Annotated in this window: 17 protein-coding genes; 8 read left to right on the top strand and 9 right to left on the bottom strand. The window is 60.1% G+C overall.

Translation table 11 applies throughout. The features are described 5' to 3' along the window. Positions 1-39: 39 nt before the first annotated feature. A complete protein-coding gene (locus IHQ71_RS01325) occupies positions 40-1,068 on the bottom strand; it encodes a DUF2778 domain-containing protein (protein ID WP_258160095.1) in 1,029 nt (342 codons plus the stop codon). A gap of 800 nt (positions 1,069-1,868) precedes the next feature. After that, on the bottom strand, positions 1,869-4,856 hold the full coding sequence (gene polA / locus IHQ71_RS01330) for a DNA polymerase I (RefSeq protein WP_258160096.1): 2,988 nt from the start codon (positions 4,854-4,856) through the stop codon (positions 1,869-1,871). A 789-nt stretch (positions 4,857-5,645) separates the two neighbouring features. Here polA and IHQ71_RS01335 point away from each other — a divergent pair. The 6 genes from IHQ71_RS01335 (at position 5,646) to IHQ71_RS01360 (ending at position 10,161) form a co-directional block, all read left to right on the top strand. Continuing rightward, positions 5,646-5,954: a hypothetical protein gene (locus IHQ71_RS01335; protein WP_258160097.1), complete on the top strand. Its 309-nt coding sequence runs from the start codon at positions 5,646-5,648 to the stop codon at positions 5,952-5,954. Continuing rightward, positions 5,954-7,081, top strand: coding sequence for a HigA family addiction module antitoxin (locus IHQ71_RS01340; RefSeq protein ID WP_258160098.1), 1,128 nt, complete (start codon positions 5,954-5,956; stop codon positions 7,079-7,081). The genes IHQ71_RS01335 and IHQ71_RS01340 overlap by 1 nt, the downstream gene beginning before the upstream one ends. A gap of 13 nt (positions 7,082-7,094) precedes the next feature. Further along, positions 7,095-7,574 (top strand): hypothetical protein, encoded by a 480-nt coding sequence (locus IHQ71_RS01345; protein WP_258160099.1) that lies wholly within the window; start codon positions 7,095-7,097, stop codon positions 7,572-7,574. 87 nt (positions 7,575-7,661) lie between these two features. Continuing rightward, positions 7,662-8,576 carry a hypothetical protein gene (locus tag IHQ71_RS01350; protein ID WP_258160100.1) on the top strand — a complete coding sequence of 305 codons (915 nt, stop codon included), beginning with the start codon at positions 7,662-7,664 and terminating at the stop codon, positions 8,574-8,576. Positions 8,577-9,218: 642 nt separating this feature from the next. Continuing rightward, a complete protein-coding gene (locus IHQ71_RS01355) occupies positions 9,219-9,614 on the top strand; it encodes a hypothetical protein (protein ID WP_258160101.1) in 396 nt (131 codons plus the stop codon). Between the two features lie 70 nt (positions 9,615-9,684). Beyond that, positions 9,685-10,161, top strand: a complete 477-nt coding sequence (locus tag IHQ71_RS01360; protein ID WP_258160102.1) for a hypothetical protein — start codon at positions 9,685-9,687, stop codon at positions 10,159-10,161. On the opposite strand, the gene IHQ71_RS01365 is transcribed toward IHQ71_RS01360, so the two are convergent. Beyond that, complete coding sequence (locus tag IHQ71_RS01365; protein ID WP_258160103.1) at positions 10,162-11,052, bottom strand: fatty acid desaturase family protein; 891 nt, start codon at positions 11,050-11,052, stop codon at positions 10,162-10,164. It abuts the gene before it with no gap. A gap of 153 nt (positions 11,053-11,205) precedes the next feature. Between IHQ71_RS01365 and IHQ71_RS01370 the strand changes: the two genes are divergently transcribed. Beyond that, positions 11,206-11,451 carry a hypothetical protein gene (locus IHQ71_RS01370; protein WP_308737898.1) on the top strand — a complete coding sequence of 82 codons (246 nt, stop codon included), beginning with the start codon at positions 11,206-11,208 and terminating at the stop codon, positions 11,449-11,451. On the opposite strand, the gene tam is transcribed toward IHQ71_RS01370, so the two are convergent. From tam to IHQ71_RS01385, 3 genes are all read right to left on the bottom strand, one after another. Then, entirely contained in the window at positions 11,432-12,199 is a 768-nt protein-coding gene (gene tam / locus IHQ71_RS01375) for a trans-aconitate 2-methyltransferase (protein ID WP_258160104.1), read from the bottom strand. The two genes, IHQ71_RS01370 and tam, sit on opposite strands and share 20 nt — an antisense overlap. Positions 12,200-12,232: 33 nt before the next feature. Further along, a complete protein-coding gene (locus IHQ71_RS01380; RefSeq protein ID WP_258160105.1) occupies positions 12,233-13,348 on the bottom strand; it encodes an FAD-binding oxidoreductase in 1,116 nt (371 codons plus the stop codon). 90 nt (positions 13,349-13,438) lie between these two features. After that, complete coding sequence (locus IHQ71_RS01385) at positions 13,439-14,377, bottom strand: LysR family transcriptional regulator (protein ID WP_258160106.1); 939 nt, start codon at positions 14,375-14,377, stop codon at positions 13,439-13,441. 136 nt (positions 14,378-14,513) lie between these two features. Between IHQ71_RS01385 and IHQ71_RS01390 the strand changes: the two genes are divergently transcribed. Continuing rightward, positions 14,514-15,281 (top strand): ABC transporter substrate-binding protein, encoded by a 768-nt coding sequence (locus tag IHQ71_RS01390; protein ID WP_258160108.1) that lies wholly within the window; start codon positions 14,514-14,516, stop codon positions 15,279-15,281. Between the two features lie 178 nt (positions 15,282-15,459). Here the strand turns inward: IHQ71_RS01390 and IHQ71_RS01395 are convergent, their stop codons facing one another. The 3 genes from IHQ71_RS01395 to IHQ71_RS01405 form a co-directional block, all read right to left on the bottom strand. Further along, positions 15,460-16,002, bottom strand: coding sequence for a glutathione peroxidase (locus tag IHQ71_RS01395; protein ID WP_308737899.1), 543 nt, complete (start codon positions 16,000-16,002; stop codon positions 15,460-15,462). 127 nt (positions 16,003-16,129) lie between these two features. After that, positions 16,130-16,555: a MarR family winged helix-turn-helix transcriptional regulator gene (locus IHQ71_RS01400; protein WP_258160109.1), complete on the bottom strand. Its 426-nt coding sequence runs from the start codon at positions 16,553-16,555 to the stop codon at positions 16,130-16,132. Between the two features lie 80 nt (positions 16,556-16,635). Beyond that, a complete protein-coding gene (locus IHQ71_RS01405) occupies positions 16,636-17,718 on the bottom strand; it encodes an alkene reductase (RefSeq protein WP_258160110.1) in 1,083 nt (360 codons plus the stop codon). Positions 17,719-17,819: the final 101 nt, after the last annotated feature.

Below are 17,819 nucleotides of genomic sequence, written 5' to 3' on the forward strand. Positions count from 1 at the left end.
GCTCGACCGCGCGGTAGGGAACGGCTGCTTGGAGACCGATCAGGCGCCAGCCTTGCGATAGAGCGCGGCGAGTTGCGTACGTGATGACGGTAGCTCCGGCACCACGACCAGCATCGTAATCCGACCGCGTTTGAAGGCTTTGAGGAATGGTTGATAGTTCTGGAAGGCGACACAGCCGTGCGAGCCCTTCTGACCGCGCAGCAAATTGGTATGCGTCAGGAGTCCGGTTCGGTTCTTCGGGTCGCGCCCGTCGATCGACGTCATGCGGATTGCCTCCACGCCGTAAAAGCGCTTCTCGCGCATCGACAGGCGATAGATGCCGGCGGGCGTCGGGCCTTTCATTGTAACGTGCTCGTAGCGTGGATTGTCGCGCATTCTGCCTATGCCGGAATGGGCGCGCAGCTTGGTTCCATCGGGCAGGTAGACGGTCGCGTTGGAAACGTCATAGATCGCGACCTTCGTGCCCTTCCCCGGCCAGGCGGTGTCGCTGTTCTTGCTCTTGAACAGATCGCTGAACAGCGAGCGCTCGGGCTTTGCATAGGCAACGTCTTTCGCGTCTTCCTTCTTGTCACGGTTACTGCGCGCGACTGGTTTTTCGTCGGCTGGCTTTTGATCGGTAACGACCGTCTCGATCAATGGTCTGGCTTCAGGCAGCGGAATCTGGCTGGGGAGAGCCACGTCTTCTTCCGTGTCGGGTTTCGCCAACACAAGGCCGAAGGGCTGGATGTCGCGGACAGGAACATCTTCCAAGAGTGCGGTTACCAAAGATCGCGTGCCGCTGATCTTCTCTTCCCGTTCCACCGAACTTTTTGTGCGCGCAAGCGCGGCCACGATCTTTGCTTTCTCGGCATTCCTGCGGTTTTCCGCAAAGGCGAGTTGGGCCGTAAGGCTGCGCTGGTGCGCCATCCGGATTGCGGCGACGGTAAGCTGGGCCCGGCGAATCTCGCTTTCCGACGGCTTCGAAATGCGCGAGGACTTGGCGGCTCTCAGCATGCGCGGGAGGCGGCGTTCGCCTGCCACCGCTACCTTGCGATGGAGAGGCGTGGCGAGGCTCATGTTTTCGGACAATGTGCGAGCCGCCTCGTGCATTACACTGAGCGTCGAAGCGAGGCCCCAGGCGGATCCGGCGATAACGCTGCAGGAAAGCAAGGCACTCACAGCGATACCGAGGGAACGACCTCGGCGGGATTTCGACGCGGAATGCGCGGACTTGTTCTGAGACGCCATGACTAAAGTTATCCGATACTCGTTACTTGACGCGGCCGTGAAAACACTGTCCGCAGGTCGTTACGCTCCCAACGGAGTGCGGAGCGATGACTCCCGCAACTGCGCCGAACGGGCAAAGCATGAAGAAATATGGTCAACAAATCTTAAACGGTGCCTCGATCTCTGGAAGGAATGTGGCGGGTGGTGGTCCCCGGCGCCCGGCAGCGCGTGCCTCTCACAAGAATGCGGCGCTGTCGTGTCTGCAATAGTCCCAAGAACTGGGGATGATGGAAAGGCGGCAGCGGCCCTTGGTATGCCGCAACCGAAGTTGCGCTCGCAAGCACGATGATCCGCCTCCCTTGGCAAGTAAATTCCAATTCAGCAGCGGTAGCATAATCCCGGCCACCGTCTTCTGATGCCGTTGAAGCCTACCTTGATCGACGTCAGCTTTCGGGCAGACCCCACCGCAGGCTCTGTGGCCGATATGAGGGCGCTAAACCGTCCTTTGCGGTTTGTGTCACCATGTCCGCTTCGTGCCGAAAGCAGCCAAAGAGATCACGGCAGCAATGGATCATCAGCTGCCAGGCCAGCATTCTTCGTGGCGTTTCGCCGCTTCGTCTATAAGCATCTTGGAGTGAAGCAAGAGGCCGCAGGGACACCCTTCAATGCGCCTCGTCCCAATTCTTCGCCGCCCGTGCATCCACAGCCAGCGGCACCGCCATGTCCACCGCCGGCATCGCCGCATGTTCCATCACCTGACGAATAATCGGAATCGCGCCTTCGGCTTCCGCCTCGGTCGATTCGAAGATCAGTTCGTCATGCACCTGCAGCAGCATGCGGGCATTGACCTTGGCTTTAGTGAGTGCCGGCTCCATCTTGATCATCGCGCGGCGAATGATATCGGCGGCAGAACCCTGGATCGGCGCGTTGATCGAGGCGCGCTCGTTGAACGCCCGGACCGATGGATTGGACGAACGGATCTCCGGATAGTGGATGCGCCGGCCGAAGATCGTCTCGACATAACCGAGATCACGCGCCTTGGCCTTGGAACCATCCATATAGTCCTTGATGCCGGGGAAGCGCTCGAAATACTTCCTGATGTAATCGCCCGCCTCGGAACGCTCGATCGACAGCTGGTTCGCCAGCCCAAACGCGGAAATACCGTAGATGATGCCGAAATTGATCGCCTTGGCGCGCCTGCGCACGTCCGACGGCATGCCCTCGACCGGCACGCCGAACATCTCCGACGCCGTCATGGCATGGATGTCGATGCCGTCGGCGAAGGCCTGCTTGAGCTGTGGAATATCGGCGAAATGCGCCAGCACCCGAAGCTCGATCTGGCTGTAGTCGGCCGAGATCAGCACATGGCCCGGCTCGGCGATGAAGGCGGTGCGGATCTTGCGCCCCTCGGCGGTGCGCACCGGAATGTTCTGCAGGTTCGGCTCGGATGAAGCCAGCCGCCCCGTCGTCGTCGCCGCCATCGCGTAGCTCGTATGCACCCGCCTGGTATCGGGATGGATATAGCCCGGCAGCGAGTCGGTATAAGTGCTCTTGAGCTTGGTCAACTGGCGCCAGTCGACGATCTTGCGCGGCAGTTCGTGACCGGCCGCCGCGAGATCCTCCAGCACCTGCGCCGAGGTCGACCATTGCCCGGTCTTGGTCTTGCCGCCGCCGGAATCGAAGCCCATTTTCCCGAAGAGAATATCGCCGAGCTGCTTGGGCGAGCCGATGTTGAACCGCTCGCCCGAGAGCTGGTAGACCTCTTCCTCGTAGCGCGCCGCCGATTGCGCGAGTTCCCCCGAAAGCCGCGACAGAACCTGCCGGTCGACCGAGATGCCGCGCTCCTCCATCCGGGCGATGACCGGCACCAACGGCCGCTCCAAACGTTCGTAGACACTTACCAATCCCTTGGCTGCCACCTGCGGCTTCAGCACCAGCCACAGCCGCATCGTGATGTCGGAATCCTCGGCTGCGTAAGCCGTCGCTTTCGCGATATCGACGAGATCGAACGTCACCGAACTCTTGCCCGAGCCGGTGACGTCCTTGTAGGCGATCGGCTTGTGGCCCAGCCAGCGTTCGGAAAGCGTATCCATGCCGTGATTGGTGTTGACGCCGCCGTCGATCACGTAGCTCATCAGCATCGTATCGTCGAAGGGCGCGACGACTATGCCGTGGCGCTTCATCACCAGCCAGTCATACTTGATGTTCTGGCCGACCTTCAGCACGGTGGGGTCTTCCATCAGCGGCTTGACCAGTCCGAGCGCCTCCCGCACCGGAATCTGGCCCTCGGCAATGCCGCCGCCGAGCAGGTCGCCGTGACCTGATTTGTGCCCCACCGGCACGTAGCAGGCGGAAATCTTCCGCCCCGCCGGGTTCTCGGCATTATCCGCGATCGCCAGCGAGAAGCCCGCAAGCTCCGCCTGCATCGGGTCGAGCGAATTGGTCTCCGTGTCGAAGGCGACCACGCCGGTCTCGCGCGCAGCCGCGATCCAGCGTTCCAGCGCCGCAACGTCCCGCACCGTCTCATAGGTCGAATGATCGATCGGCGCCGTGGCAAAATGCTCGCGCCGGCTCTTCGCCAGCCCCGCCACCGCATAGCCCGCTTCGGCGCCGTCGCTGACCGTCTTGCCCGAGGCTGCCGGCGCCTTCACACCCTCCGGCAGCGGAATGCCCGCACCCTGGCCGGCATCGAGATCCGGGCCCCGCGCTGCGCCATCCCACACCACGGGCACATTGGCCGCCTCGATCGCATTGGCGTCGCAGTCGCAGGCGTCGGCCACGCGCTTGGTCAGGGTGGTGAATTCCATCGCTTTCAGGAACCCGATCAGCTTCGGCCCGTCCTGCTTTTCGAGCGCCAGATCAGCGAGCGGCATGGTCACCGGCGTGTCAAGCCTCAGCGTCACCAGTTGCTTCGAGATTTTCACCAGTTCGCGGGCGGCGAGAATGTTCTCGCGCCGTTTCTCCTGCTTGATCTCGTGGGCGCGCTCCATCAGCGTGTCGAGACTGCCGTATTCGAGCAGCAGCGCGGCGGCTGTCTTCGGCCCGATGCCGGGAATGCCCGGCACGTTGTCGGTACTGTCGCCGGTCAGCGCCTGCAGGTCGATCATCATTTCGGGCGGCACGCCCCATTTCTCGATGACTTCGGGTATCGAGATCTGCTTGTCCTTCATGCCGTCATACATGTGGACGCGTTCGGTCACCAACTGCATCAGGTCCTTGTCCGACGAGATGATGGTGGCCTCGGCGCCCGTGGCTTCGGCCTGGCGCGCATAGGTGGCGATGATGTCGTCGGCCTCGTATCCCTCGATCTCGATGCAGGGCAGGTTGAACGCCCGCGTCGCCTCGCGGATCAGCCCGAATTGCGGAATCAGCTCCTCCGGCGGCGCCGAACGGTTGGCCTTGTATTCGGGGTAGATCTCCTTGCGGAACGTGGTCGAGGAATAGTCGAAGATCACCGCGAAATGCGTCGGCGTCACGCCCACCTCGGTGTTGCGCGCATCCACCAGCAGTTTCCACAGCATGTTGCAGAACCCGGCAACCGCGCCCACCGGCAGCTTGTCGGATTTGCGTGTCAGCGCGGGCAGCGCATGGAACGCCCGGAAAATATAGCCCGAGCCATCGACGAGGAAGAGATGATCACCTTTTTGCATGGCGCTTTGTTAGCATGAGGAGAGCGTGAGTCAAAGATTGCGCCATGCCGGAAGCGGCCCGGGGCCTGACTTATTTTCGCCCGCCCTAGCAGCAAATTCCGGCGCACCGCCCCATCGCCGCGACTGGCGGAGCCGCGTGGAGGTCAAGGGCCGATGCACCGGATTTTGCAGCGCTTCCTGGCGGGGGAAGAGCGTCACGGATACCGCCCGATCATGACAGAAAGTGTCAGCAGTCGCGCGACCGCGCTGGTGGAACGCCGGTGGAGCCTCTTGCTCCCTCTTCTCCCCCTGGGGAGAAGGTGGCCGAAGGCCGGATGAGGGGTTGCGCGAAGCGCCAAGCCGGGTTGTGAGAACCCCTCATCGCCTCGCCTACGCTCGGCACTTCTCCCCAAGGGGAGAAGAGGGAGCCCACAGTTCCGCCCGCGCCACGAGTCCCTTCTCCCCGCCTGCGGGGAGAAGGGCAGGCAGATGAGGGGCAACTCTCAGCCCGACGCTCCGGCGACGCGCGTCACGAACACACACACGCGACGTCATCCTAGGCCTTGTGCCTAGGATCTGGTGCCGCTCCCAAGCCATCGGCGTCCCTGCTCGCCTTCGCTGGCTACGCTGCGGAAGTACGGCTGCGATGGGGAATTGATTGCAAGTGAGGCTGGTGGGATAAAGGGCGTCATCGTCAATACCCAATCGACGCCTTCCCATCAGCTCAAGCTGCCACTATTTGAAAATAAACGACTTAACGCATCCCGTTAAGTCGTTGACTATTGAGCGTGGTTCGCTTATTGTACGGCAATGAAAATTGAATTTCTGACGCGAAAACTTGCGCTGATTGAGACCGATAGGGCTGCAGAGACAAAGCTGCCTATTGCTGTAATCCAGTCTGCTCGGCTCAAATTGACACTCCTGCGCGCTGCACCAGACATTGGTACGCTGCAGGGCTGGAAGAGCCTCGGGTATCGCGAAACTTCCCGCGGCTCGGACGTTGAGCACACGATTTTTGTAACACCAGAATGGGAGATGAACATGCAGTTCCAAATCGAACAGGATTCCACACGCGTTGTTGTAGTCAGCATGAAAGAATGCAGCCGGGAGTCGGCTTGATGGATGAACTGAAATCAGTCGGGCTGCAGTCGCCAGGAGTCTTCATTAAGCACGAACTTGATGTAAGAGGATGGACACAGCGCGACTTAGCTTTCATCTTAGGTCAAACTGAGCAACAATTAAGCCCTTTGCTGGCGGGGAAACGGGCTATCACGCCAGACATGGCCCTGCTTCTAGGCGACGCCTTTGGGGTTAATCCCGAGTTCTTTGCAAATCTTCAAAGCCAATATGATCTTTCGAATGCTCGGACACCCGATCCTGGCGTGCGCGCACGTGCTGAGCTTCAAGTGATGTTTCCAGTCCGAGATATGATCCGACGTGGCTGGATAGAAGATTCTGAGGCATCCTTACTCAGGCTCCAAGTAGATAGATTTTTTGAAGTTGCGAATGAAAATGAGATCAGTTCGATTTCGTTCGCTGCTAAGAAAACACACTACGATAGCGTGCCGCCGCATCAACTAGCCTGGGTTTATCGAGTGCGGCAACTTTCACGCCAAATTCAACTGCCACCATTTGATAGTGAGAAGCTGAAAATCGCGCTTCAACGTTTGCGCAGCCTGATGATTGATCCGGAAGCCGTTGGAGAAGTTCCAAGAATCCTCATGGAATGCGGCGTTAGATTTGTCGTAGTGGAGCTGCTTCCAGGTGCAAAGATAGATGCCGTATGTACTTGGCTCAATGACGAAAGTCCTGTCATTGGGATGTCAACTTTATACGATCGTCTGGACAATTTCTGGTTTGTTGTACGTCACGAAATTGAGCATGTTTTGCGGGGCGACGGAAAAGGTGATGATTGGATCGTCGATCATCTCGTCGGCGAACATGCGTCCGCCGATTCCGGCGTGGAAGAGGCCGAGCGTATCGCGAATGCTGCGGCTGCCGATTTCTGTGTGCCGCGTCAGAAGATGGAATCCTTTTTTACTCGAAAGCATCCGTATTTCGCCGAGAGAGATGTATTAGGCTTTGCTGCATTAATGCATGTCCATCCCGGAATTGTTGTCGGTCAACTTCAACACAAGATGAAAAGATTCGACTATCTTCGTAAATACCAAGTGCCTGTGCGTAAATTCTTGACTGCAAAAGCCGTAACCGATGGTTGGGGTAGTGTCGCAGCGGCAGAACTCTAACCGGAGAGACCCTATGGTGTCTTACACTGAGCAGATGCAGGGCATTTTTAATCGCTATATTGCCGAAGTTAGTGCGTCACCAGTATCTCTTGACGAGGTGGCGGAATGGGCAATCCGGAAACGTCTTTTCTTTCCTCAACCAAGAGATGTTTCCAAGCTTTGTCGCGAAGCACTTGCTGAGAGTCTACGACATGAGAAGCGGGTGGATGAGAAAGGTCGAAAATATCGATCAAAGCACTCGGTAAGAGAAGCAATTGGAGGTGCGCAGCTTAACTTGTGGGCAGATATCGACAGCGCGCCTCGCTCTTTCATGGAACGATCATTCGCCCAGCGGCGCAAGTCCATTTCTGATGATTGCTTTCAAATTAAACAGGATGTCGACCATTTCAACGATAGAGATCCGGCATCGTCGCCTATTCAGATGATACTCGACTTCTCAGAAGACGTCGCTGAAATGGAAGCACTGCGTTACGGTGGGTCCGAGGCGGCTTGATACGAAAAGGCGATAGGGGCGGAGTTCCTATAATTCGATCCTGCGCGTAAAATTGATTCCATAATTTCTGGCTAATAAGGTGCCACGATGTCATTTGATGTAAAGATCAAGAGTAATGAAATTGTATCCCCCTTCTTATCGAGTATCGAAAATCGAAAAATAAAATTTGATGAACTCAAGTTAGATCCTAGGAGAGCGGTTCGCACCAAAGTTTCCCGGCTTTCTGAGGACATCGTTGCTTGCGCTGAAATTATTCTGAATTACGTTGATAAGCTGCCCGAGCCCGGGCATCCCGAAGTTGAGTCTACACCACTCAAGAATGCGTTCGAAAAGCTTTGCTACGTGGCCGCAGAAACCTTCGAGGCTTACGAGGATTTAGGGCAAGCGTTCAAGTTCGGCAAGGACGCGAAGAGGCAGTTTGACAAAACAATCAAGAGCCACCGGCGCGATTGGGGCCTTATTTGCAACGCTATCAAGCACGATATGAATGAATTAGTCCCCGTCTTCACCCGTCACTTGGAGTCGAAACGCTATCTGCACTGCTTTTCGCTAATGCGGCCACTCGGCGACGACAAGTGCGCCATAAATATGAGCCTGCATTCCGGCTCGGAACAAATGCGTTCTTATACCGTCGCCCTCAGGCAGCTTATTTCTGACGTCGTAAAGTGCGATAGGGCGGCAGCTATTCTTTGGAGCACGTTGCCTGACACCGAAGATGCCCCGTTGTCTGTTCCCATTGTAATACTTAGCGGACTGTTGGATGCAATGACCCGTGTGTCAAGAACGGAACCACGTGCTTATAAGCGCCAATCAAGCATGTATGATGGGTTCACCATACATAGCGATTATGTGTCATTCGGAAGGATGCAGGCCGAGATCGAAAGCGGCGATATCGCGGTTACCTCTCTTCAAAGGGGTGACGGCGTCGTGGTTACCTTTCCGATTCTGGGAAGCGACGGGGAGACATTTACAGATGGAAGTTTTCGTAGATCGGTGGGATGAGCGAAAGCGATCCATGAGTCTACCTCTCCCCTTGCGGGAGAGGATAGAAAACCTGCTTTTTCATTGAAAAAGCTTAGGTTTTCTTGGTGAGGGGTGAAAGCCATCCCCAACCGAAAAGCCAAAAATAGGAAAATATTCACAAAACCTCTTCCCATCCCCACACCCTCGTGCTACATTCCTCTCGTTCCGTCGTCGGATACACCGGGTGGCGTCACCCGGCGAGGCGGGCCATGTGCCTTCGTGCGGTCGTGACGCAAGACCGCGCGCGGGGCTCATGCAGAGAATGGTTCTCCTCCGGGCTGAAAAAGGCCCGGGCGTGCCTGTGAGGCATTGGAGGCCCGAACGGAATGCGGGGGTGATGGTCCCGCAAACGCCATGTCAGCGATGGATGGCGGGATACGTACATCGGATGCCGACGGGTTCGAGAACCTGAGCGGTACCAGGCCGTTCGGTGACGCAGAGGAACCGGAGTTGCATGGGATAAATGCGTGAGCGGGGCGCCTTCTGGCGCAACATATAAACAAACAGAGAGGCTCCAGAAGGCGCTCCGTCCGAAATCTCCCCCAAGCCACGGACCGAAAACCGGCCGCGTGACCGTATAGCCGTGTCCATTTTCCCGAGATCCATTTTGCGAGGCCCGATATGAAACATCCCGTCAGCGCCAGAAACTTCAACCACTGGGCGCCCGCCATGCTGCGCCAGTGCCTGAATGCCGAATTCGCCCATATCAGGTGCCCGCTGCGCAAGTGTCGGCGCGACGGCTGCTGCACCGGCCCGCTTGTTGCGATGGATGACACACGGGCACTGCGCCTGGCGCCGATGGATATCACCCGCGTCCGCGCCGACGAGACGCTGATGCCCTTCTGCTTCAACACCCTGCCGCACGACATGCAGAGCCGCGCAGCCCTGGCCTACGAGGCCAATGTCAAGACGCTGCTGGCCGATCCGCAGGCGACCGTGGAGGAAGCCACCCGCACCATCGGCGCGCGGAGTTGGAAGAAGTTCGTTCTCGGCAGCGTGCCGGTTGGCGCCGAATGATGCAAAAACCGCTGCCTTTCGCCGATCTTTGTGCTAATCCCGCGCCCAGCGAAGAATTCGAGGATATCACATGGCCTATCAATCGCAGACGGAACTGGTGGCCGAAATCGCCGGCCTGCTCGCCGAATACCACAAGCGGAAATCCGCCTTCACGAGGTTCGGGCTGCGGGGCGGCGTCGCGCTCAACCGCGATCCCGCCGGCTGCATCATCATGACGAGCGCCACCCAGAACGACGAGACCTACCAGGTCCGCGACGCCGCGTTGCGCAAGGGCCAGGCCTCCGAGAAGGACGCCTTCTTCGCCGGCGTCGAGAAATTCGCCGCCAACGGCGCCTTCCTCGCCTGGAACGGCAAGCGCCCGCCGGGAAAATTCGACACGGTCCGCGACATGAGCGAAAGCTTCGCCCACCCGACCATGACCATCGAGATGGCCTACCAACGCCGTGGCGAGGCCGATGAGCACCGCCTCAACATGTTCTTCATCGGCTTCGCCGACGAGGCCGCCGCGGCAGAATATGCCGAGAGGAAGTCGGCGTTGGTCAAGTGATCAGCGCAAGCCTTCGATGTATTTCGCGTTGAACCTGACATAGCCGTCTTCCGTCACCTTGAGATGGTTCTCGACGATCTCATGGAATTCCGGCAGCCGGTGAAACGGCACGCTCGGATAGGAATGATGCTCGGCGTGATAGGGCATGTTCCAGGCGAGCCTGCGCACCAGCCAGTTCGTCGCCGTCGTCCGCGTGTTTTCCAGCATGTTGGCGACGAACGGGCACCGCCCATGCTCGGCCAGCAGGTAGAGCCTTAGGAACGGCTGGCCGAGGAGTGCGGGGATAATCCACACCCAGAGCAGCACATCGGTCCCGAGCCAGAGCGAGCCGGCGATCAGCACCGCATAAAGCGCCAGGATGACTTGCGCCTCGCGCCGCACCTTCGCCTCGCCCTTACCAGGAATATACGACGCCTTCCCACCACCGAACGCGTGCACCACCACGCCTTTGACCTGCCCCCACCACACCGGCAGGCCCGAGACGTGGACGATATATTGCGCCATCGTTTCCGGCTTCGGCCCGGCCAACTCCGGATCGTTGTCCGGATCCTGTGTGTAGCGATGGTGCGCGAAATGGAAATAGCGGAACCAGTCCGCGCCAAGGCTCAGCATGAAGCCGGAGACCCGAGCGACCCAGTCGTTCAGCCACTCGCTGGCAAACGGCGTCCGGTGCACGGCCTCATGCAGCAGCGTGAACAGGAAGACGATCAATATCCCCTGCGGCAGCATCAGCGCCCACCAGAACGGCACGCGTATCGCGATCAGCACACCCAAGAGCACGATCAGCCCCCAGTGCACGGCGAGATGCGCCAACCCCGCGGCGTCGGATTTTTCCGTCAGCCGGTCGCGCTGTTCCGGCGTCAGCGAGGCAATGATGTCGCGATGATCCATGATGCAAATCCTGATTATGTCTAATCATAAGAGCAGATTCCCAAATCGCAAAGTCCGTTCTTGACTCATCGTGCGGAATAGAACAAAATAGGAACATATTCCATCGGCAAGACGGATGTCCGTCAGCATTACACAGTATCAAGGAGACCTCTCGTGACAGCACAAGGGGATGGACAACTGCGCCTTTTCGCCGAGCCGACGCCTCTCCAGCCGGAGGACGAGGTCGCCCAGGCGCTCGCCTGGCACGATGGCGACCCGATCGCGACGATCGCGACGCTGATCGAGGACTGCGCCTTCCTGCGCCAGGAGCTTGCGGCGGCCGAACAACTGCTGAGCAAGGGCTTTGGAAGGGGCTGGGTGCCGAAGATGGAAAGGATGGTTAGCGCACCGCCACGATGAACAGCCTGGGAAACCGGAACAGAACCTTGCCATCGGCCGTCCTGGGGTAAGCCTTTTCCAACCGCGCGGAATAGGCCTTCAGGAAGCCGTCGCGATGCTCGGGGCCGGCATGGTCGAGATAGGTCCGCAGGCCCGAGCCCTTGACCCATTCGACGATCGCCGCGGCGTCAGTGAGCGGATGATTGTAGATCGTGTGCCAGATTTCGACGCGCGATGCCTTCGGCGCCAGCCGATCGTAATAGGCCGATGGCGCCGGCAGCGGCGCCCGGCGGATCGATTGCCCTTCGAAGAGCGGCGCCCACGGCCCGTCATGCGCCGTGTCTTCCATCGCGCGATGGCTCGGCTCGTCGAGATTGTCGGGCATCTGCACCGCCAGCACGCCACCCGTCGCCAGCCCGCCCATCAGGCGTTCGAAAATATCGAGATGGTTGGGCAGCCACTGGAACACGGCATTGGCGAAGAGCAGGTTCTGCGGCCGGTCCGGCTGCCATGTCGCGAGATCGGCCTTGTGGAACGTCGTATAGGGCAGCCGCTTGGCCGCGGCCGCCAGCATGTCGTCGTCGCTGTCGAGGCCGGAGATCGCGTCGGGACCGAAGCGCTCGACCAGAAGCTCGGTGGAATTGCCCGGCCCGCAGCCGAGGTCGATGCCGCGCGAGACATGTTCGAGCGGCACCTGTGCCAGCAGGTCGCGCGGCGGCCGCGTGCGCTCGTCCTCGAATTTCACATATTGCTGCGCCGACCACACCATGCCGAACCTCCATACGCTTCGGCCCAACCTAATTCAGAAACGGCCGGGCGAGAAGAGCGCGGGATCGAGCGATGCATGCGAAAAGCTCTCCGGGACAGTGCTTTCGCAAAGCATCGAAGCGGCAAGCGCGCCGAGCGCGGGCGAGCTGAGGATGCCGTAGCCGCCCTGTCCCGCGAGCCAGAAGAAGCGGGGATTGTCGGGTGCCGACCCGATTACCGGCAGTCGGTCGGGGGCAAAGCTGCGCATGCCGGCCCAGCTTTTCGCGACGCGATCGACCTTGACCGTCGTGGCTTCCTCGAAATGATGCACCGCCCAGGCGATGTCGATTTCCTCGGGCTGCACGTCGGCCGGCTCGCACGGCGTCTCGTCGGCGGGCGAGACGAGCAGGCGTCCGGCGTCGGGCTTGAAGTAGAACTCCTCGTCCAACTCGTTGATCTCGGGCATGGCGCCGAGGTCCATGCCGGGAACGTCGACGAGCACAGCGGTGCGCCGGTGCGGCAAGATGCCCTTTGGCCGGACACCCGCCATGGCGGCGACCCCGTCGGCCCAGCCGCCGGAAGCATTGACCAGCATGCGGACCGCGAGCGTGCCGCCGGCGGTTTCGATCCGCCAGCGCCGGCCATCGTCGCGGATATCGCGCACGCCGGCGCCGGTCCGGATCTCTGTGCCCGCCCGCCGCGCATTCTTCACAAAGCCCTGGAACAGGCTTTCGACCTCGATGTCCCAGAATTCCGGATCGTAGAAGGCCGCGGCAACATAGGCCGGATCGAGGAAAGGCACCCGCGCGATAGCCTCGTCGGGCGTCATCAGCGTCAGCGGCGCGTGGGGCGCCTCCGCCTCGAACCGGGCGCGGAGTCGTCCGGCTTTCTCGGCATTGGCAATGGTGATGCCGCCGCGTTGGCGGAGCAGGGGCACTGCGGAAAAGCTGTCTGGGGGCGTATCGAAGAACGGGCGGGAAATCGCCGCCAGCTTGCAGACTTCCTCGCTGTTGTAGCGCAGTACAAACTCGGCGGCGGAGCGGCCGGTCGCGTGGTAGCCGAGCGCATCTTCCTGCTCCAGCACGACCACCGAGCGCCGGCCCGCCAGGAAATAGGCAAGCGACAGGCCGGCAATGCCGCCGCCGATGATTGCGATGTCGTAAGTCTGCATGGCGCTCTCCCCAGACGAGAGCTACAGGCAGACGCGACCGCGTTCAAATTTATAGGAGGAAAGACCGACATAAGCCAAATTGATGCTCATCTAGATGTGGATCAGTGGCTCCAGCCCCTGCATGTGGGCGAGGAATGCACGCTCTGCCGGGTTCAGCATGGCGGCGGGATTGGTGATGATGAAGACGTCGGTTTCCGGCAGGCTGTCATAGGGCGGCAGCTGCCAGAGCACGCCCTCGGCGACCATGGGCTGGGTAAGGTGCGTCGGCAGCATGCCGATGCCGACATTGGCCGCGATCAGCCGCGTGACCTCCTCGACATGCGAGGAGACGGCGCGCACTTCCTGTCCGAACGAGCCGATTGCCCGCACCGCGGTCACTGCGTTCATGTGTTGGCCACCCAGCACATCGGCGGTGAAGGCGACGTAGTAGTCGCCGCGCAGGTCGTTGAGCGCGGCATCCCTGACACCGAACAGCCGGTGGCCTCGGCCGCAATAGAGGGCATAGAACTCGCGTTTGTAGAGCAGCTTGTCGAGGCCGGGCGGGATGATGCCGTCGCACAGGCCGATGCTGGCAAGGCCGCGCTCGACGGCGCTGATGACATCGGCGGTGGTCTCGATGGTAACGCTCATCGTCACCTTGGGGTGGCTGTCGAAGAAGGAGGCCAGCCGCGCGTCCCATCCCGGATGATGGACATGGCTGACCGAATGGATGCTGACATGGCCGGAAATGTCGGTGCCCGCACTTTCGAGTGCATCAGGCAGGCGCACCACGGCGGCGAAGATCTCACGCGCCTGGCGGTGCAGCCGCTCGCCGGCCTCGGTCACCTCGAAGCGGCCCGGTCGGCGGTCGATCAGGCGGTGACCGGCCGTCTGCTCAAGCCGTTTGAGCGCCATCGAGACGGCCGGTTGCTGCAGCAGCAGACGATTGGCGGCCGCCGTGATCGAGCCCTCCTCGACCACGACCACGAAGGTGCGCAACAGGTTCCAGTCGAGATTATGTGCGAAGCGCTCAAGCCGGCTTTCGGCCATTCATCGATCTCCTTATGCCTATCCACATCATTCAGGTTGATAGCGACTATTTCAACTATCTATTTCATTTATGCCGGTCCGGCGCATAGGATTGATCGCAAGATGCCGCAAAGGCATCAGCAACAGGGGAATTGTCATGAAGAAAATCCTGCTCGCGGCGGCATTCGCCGCACTATCCGCATTTTCCGCCCAGGCGGCCGAGAAGCTGGTGATCGGCACCGAAGGCGCCTATCCGCCGTTCAATTTCATCGACGCATCCGGCAAGGTCGGCGGCTTCGACATCGATATCGGCATGGCGCTGTGCGCCGAGATGAAGGTCGAATGCACTGTCGTGACGCAGGATTGGGACGGTATCATCCCGGCGCTGCAGGCCAAGAAGTTCGACTTCATGATCGCCTCGATGTTCATTACGCCCGAGCGTGCCGAGAAGGTCGCCTTCACGAAACCCTACTTCAAGGCGCCGATGACCCACATCGCGCCGAAGGGATCGGGCATCACCGACTTCACCAATGAGGGCATGAAGGGCAAGACGATCGGCGCGCAATCCGGTACGACCCAGGCGGAATTTGCAACGGCGACCTACCCGGATGCCGATATCAAGCTTTATCCGACCCAGGACGAGGTCAATCTCGACATGGTCAATGGCAGGCTCGATCTCGCGACCGGCGACATGCTGCCGCTGATGGCCTGGCTGAAAAGCGAAGACGGCAAGTGCTGCGAACTGATCGGCAAGCCGATCACCGATGAGAAGTGGATCGGCAAGGGCGCCGGCATCGCGGTCAGGCTGGAAGACAAGGAACTGGTGGCCAAGCTGAACGCGGCGATCGACGCCATCCGCGCCGATGGGACGTATCAGAAGATCAACGCGAAATACTTCCCGATCGATATTTATGACATGAAGTGAGGAGGCGGGCACTAGATGCTCGGGAAAAAGCCCCTCATCTGCCTGCCGGCATCTTCTCCCCGTGAGGACGGGGAGAAGGGACTCGTGGCACGGTTGGTGCCGCTAGCGTCCCCTCGCCCCGTTCTTACGGGGAGAGGGTTAGGGTGAGGGGCAGCGTCCGGCAGGTGACAGCGCCAGCCTACTCCGCCAGCGCCTTCTCGATATCGCCCACCAGCACCGGATCATCCGGCTTCATGTTGGGCGAATATCGGCCGATGACCTCGCCCTTGCGGGAGATCAGGAACTTTTCGAAATTCCACAGCACGTCTTCCGGTCTTTCCGGTCCCTGACCGGACTCGATCATGCGCTGGCGGAAGGTTTCGGCACCCTTCATGTCAGGGTGTTTCGTGGTCAGCGCGTGGTAGAGCGGGTGGGCATCCTCGCCCTTTACCGAGACCTTGGCGAACATCGGGAAGGTCACGTCATAGTTGAGTTGGCAGAAGGTGGCGATCTCCTGGTCCGAGCCGGGCTCCTGTTCCTTGAAATTGTTGGCGGGGAAGCCGAGGATTTCGAGACCCTGCTCGTGGCGGGCACGATAGAGTGCTTCGAGCCCCTCGTACTGAACGGTCAGGCCGCATTTGGAGGCTGTATTGACCACAAGCAGCACCTTGCCGGCGTAATCGCCGAGCTGTGCTGTCGTTCCATCGATGCGTTTCAGGGGAATATGCTGGATACCGGTCACGATTCTCGCTCCATTGGCTGAGTGACCAATATAGGAAGGCGGATCGGCGGGGTCGAGGGGGAGGCGGCATTCGTGCGAAACGCCGCGCAAGATTTATGTGACCCGCAAGCGGCGATGCGCTGTGCAATCAAGAAGCAGCGGCCGCCGGGGCCATCTGCATCTGTGGCATGATTTTCTTCGCGGCGGCCATCAGTTGCGCCTGTTCCTCGGCGGTCAGGCCTTCGACGGTCTGGCGTTCGAGTTCGGCCCAGACGCGGGTGATCCGGTCGGTCATCTCGCGACCTTCGCGGGTCAGGTGGACCTGCGAGATGCGGCCGTCACTGGGACACTTCCGCCGTTCGATCAGGCCGTCGCGCTCCAGCCGGGCGACCGACTTGGCCACGGTCGAATGGTCGAGGCCGATCGACTCGCAGAGCGATTTCTGCGCCTCGCCGTTCTTCTCGGCGAGCTGCATCAGCAGGATTTCCTGGCCCGGAAACAGGCCGATATCAGCCAGCATGCTGGCAGCCTTCGCCCGGTGCGACCGGGCGAGGGCGAAGATGGCGAAGCTCACCGGGTAATCCGTCTTGAGACAAGCGCAGGGCGCAAGATTGAGGGACTCGCAGGCGTCTTCCATTTCTCTACCATCGTTGTTTAGGCAACCGCCACGGCTGGGCTCTGTTGCAGGGTCGGATAATCTATATAGCCTTTAGCACCGCCGGAGTAAAAGGTCGACGCATCAGGTTCGTTGAGTTCGGCGCCGGCTTTGAGGCGCTCGACGAAATCAGGGTTTGCCAGGCCCCAGCGGCCGACAGGGACGATGTCCGCAAGGCCCATCTCCACATCCCAGGCGATGTCTTGCAGCGGCCGGTCGTAGCGCAGCACGAGCAGCTTCTGCGACCAGCGGGCTCTGACATCGGCAAGGAACGTATCGTTGCCGAAGTGGTGGATGTGCAGGTAAACCAGACCCAGCTTGTTGAGTTCGCTGATCAGGTAGCGATAGAGATCCTCGCCCTCCGGACCATCTTCCAGGCCACCGATGGCAAAGCCGGGCGACAGGCGGATGCCGGTGCGCTCAGGACCGATTTCATCGACGATGGCGCGGGCCACTTCGAGCGCGAAGCGCGCGCGGTTTTCGATCGTGCCGCCATAGGCATCGGTACGGATGTTGGCGTTGGGGGCAAGGAACTGGTTGATCAGGTAACCGTTGGCGCCGTGGATTTCCACGCCGTCCAGGCCGGCATCGATCGCATTGCGGGCGGCCTGGCGGAAATCCTGAACCGTCTGCTTGATGTCATCGACAGTCATCTCGCGCGGCGCGGATGTCGTCTGCGGACCTGTCGGCGTGTACATCGGCTGGTTGGCGCCGATTGCCGAAGGAGCGAGAAGATCGCGATGGTGCGGGGTGTTGTCGACATGGCCCATGCGGCCGGCATGCATGATCTGCATGAAGATATGACCGCCTTCAGCATGGACGGCAGTGGCGACTTTCTTCCAGGCAGCAACCTGCTCCTGGCTATGGATACCGGGTGTCAGCATGTAGCCCTGGCCGTCTTCCGAGGGCTGGGTGCCTTCGGTGATCAACAGGCCAAGCGAGGCGCGCTGGGCGTAATAGGTGGGAACGAGGCCGGTGGGGGTGCCATCGGCATTGGCGCGGCTGCGGGTCATCGGGGCGAGCGCCAGGCGATGCGGCAAATTGATGTGACCGAGTGTGGTCGGGCTCCAAAGGGAATTCATGGCAAGCTCTCCAAGATATATGTGGTTGGCAACTGATATCTAGGAACGAGATTGGTGGTTGGCAACATGTATCGCGAAATTTTTTCCACGATTTTTGAAAT

The sequence above is a fragment of the Rhizobium sp. TH2 genome, from assembly GCF_024707525.1.
In the GTDB taxonomy this organism is placed as follows: Bacteria; Pseudomonadota; Alphaproteobacteria; order Rhizobiales; family Rhizobiaceae; genus Rhizobium_E.

Coding starts and splice junctions, on each gene's coding strand:
- polA (WP_258160096.1), bottom strand. CDS start 4,856: ATGCAAAAAGGTGATCATCTCTTCCTCGTCGATGGCTCGGGCTATATT.
- IHQ71_RS01335 (WP_258160097.1), top strand. CDS start 5,646: ATGAAAATTGAATTTCTGACGCGAAAACTTGCGCTGATTGAGACCGAT.
- IHQ71_RS01340 (WP_258160098.1), top strand. CDS start 5,954: ATGGATGAACTGAAATCAGTCGGGCTGCAGTCGCCAGGAGTCTTCATT.
- IHQ71_RS01345 (WP_258160099.1), top strand. CDS start 7,095: ATGGTGTCTTACACTGAGCAGATGCAGGGCATTTTTAATCGCTATATT.
- IHQ71_RS01350 (WP_258160100.1), top strand. CDS start 7,662: ATGTCATTTGATGTAAAGATCAAGAGTAATGAAATTGTATCCCCCTTC.
- IHQ71_RS01355 (WP_258160101.1), top strand. CDS start 9,219: ATGAAACATCCCGTCAGCGCCAGAAACTTCAACCACTGGGCGCCCGCC.
- IHQ71_RS01360 (WP_258160102.1), top strand. CDS start 9,685: ATGGCCTATCAATCGCAGACGGAACTGGTGGCCGAAATCGCCGGCCTG.
- IHQ71_RS01365 (WP_258160103.1), bottom strand. CDS start 11,052: ATGGATCATCGCGACATCATTGCCTCGCTGACGCCGGAACAGCGCGAC.
- tam (WP_258160104.1), bottom strand. CDS start 12,199: ATGGTGTGGTCGGCGCAGCAATATGTGAAATTCGAGGACGAGCGCACG.
- IHQ71_RS01380 (WP_258160105.1), bottom strand. CDS start 13,348: ATGCAGACTTACGACATCGCAATCATCGGCGGCGGCATTGCCGGCCTG.
- IHQ71_RS01385 (WP_258160106.1), bottom strand. CDS start 14,377: ATGGCCGAAAGCCGGCTTGAGCGCTTCGCACATAATCTCGACTGGAAC.
- IHQ71_RS01390 (WP_258160108.1), top strand. CDS start 14,514: ATGAAGAAAATCCTGCTCGCGGCGGCATTCGCCGCACTATCCGCATTT.
- IHQ71_RS01405 (WP_258160110.1), bottom strand. CDS start 17,718: ATGAATTCCCTTTGGAGCCCGACCACACTCGGTCACATCAATTTGCCG.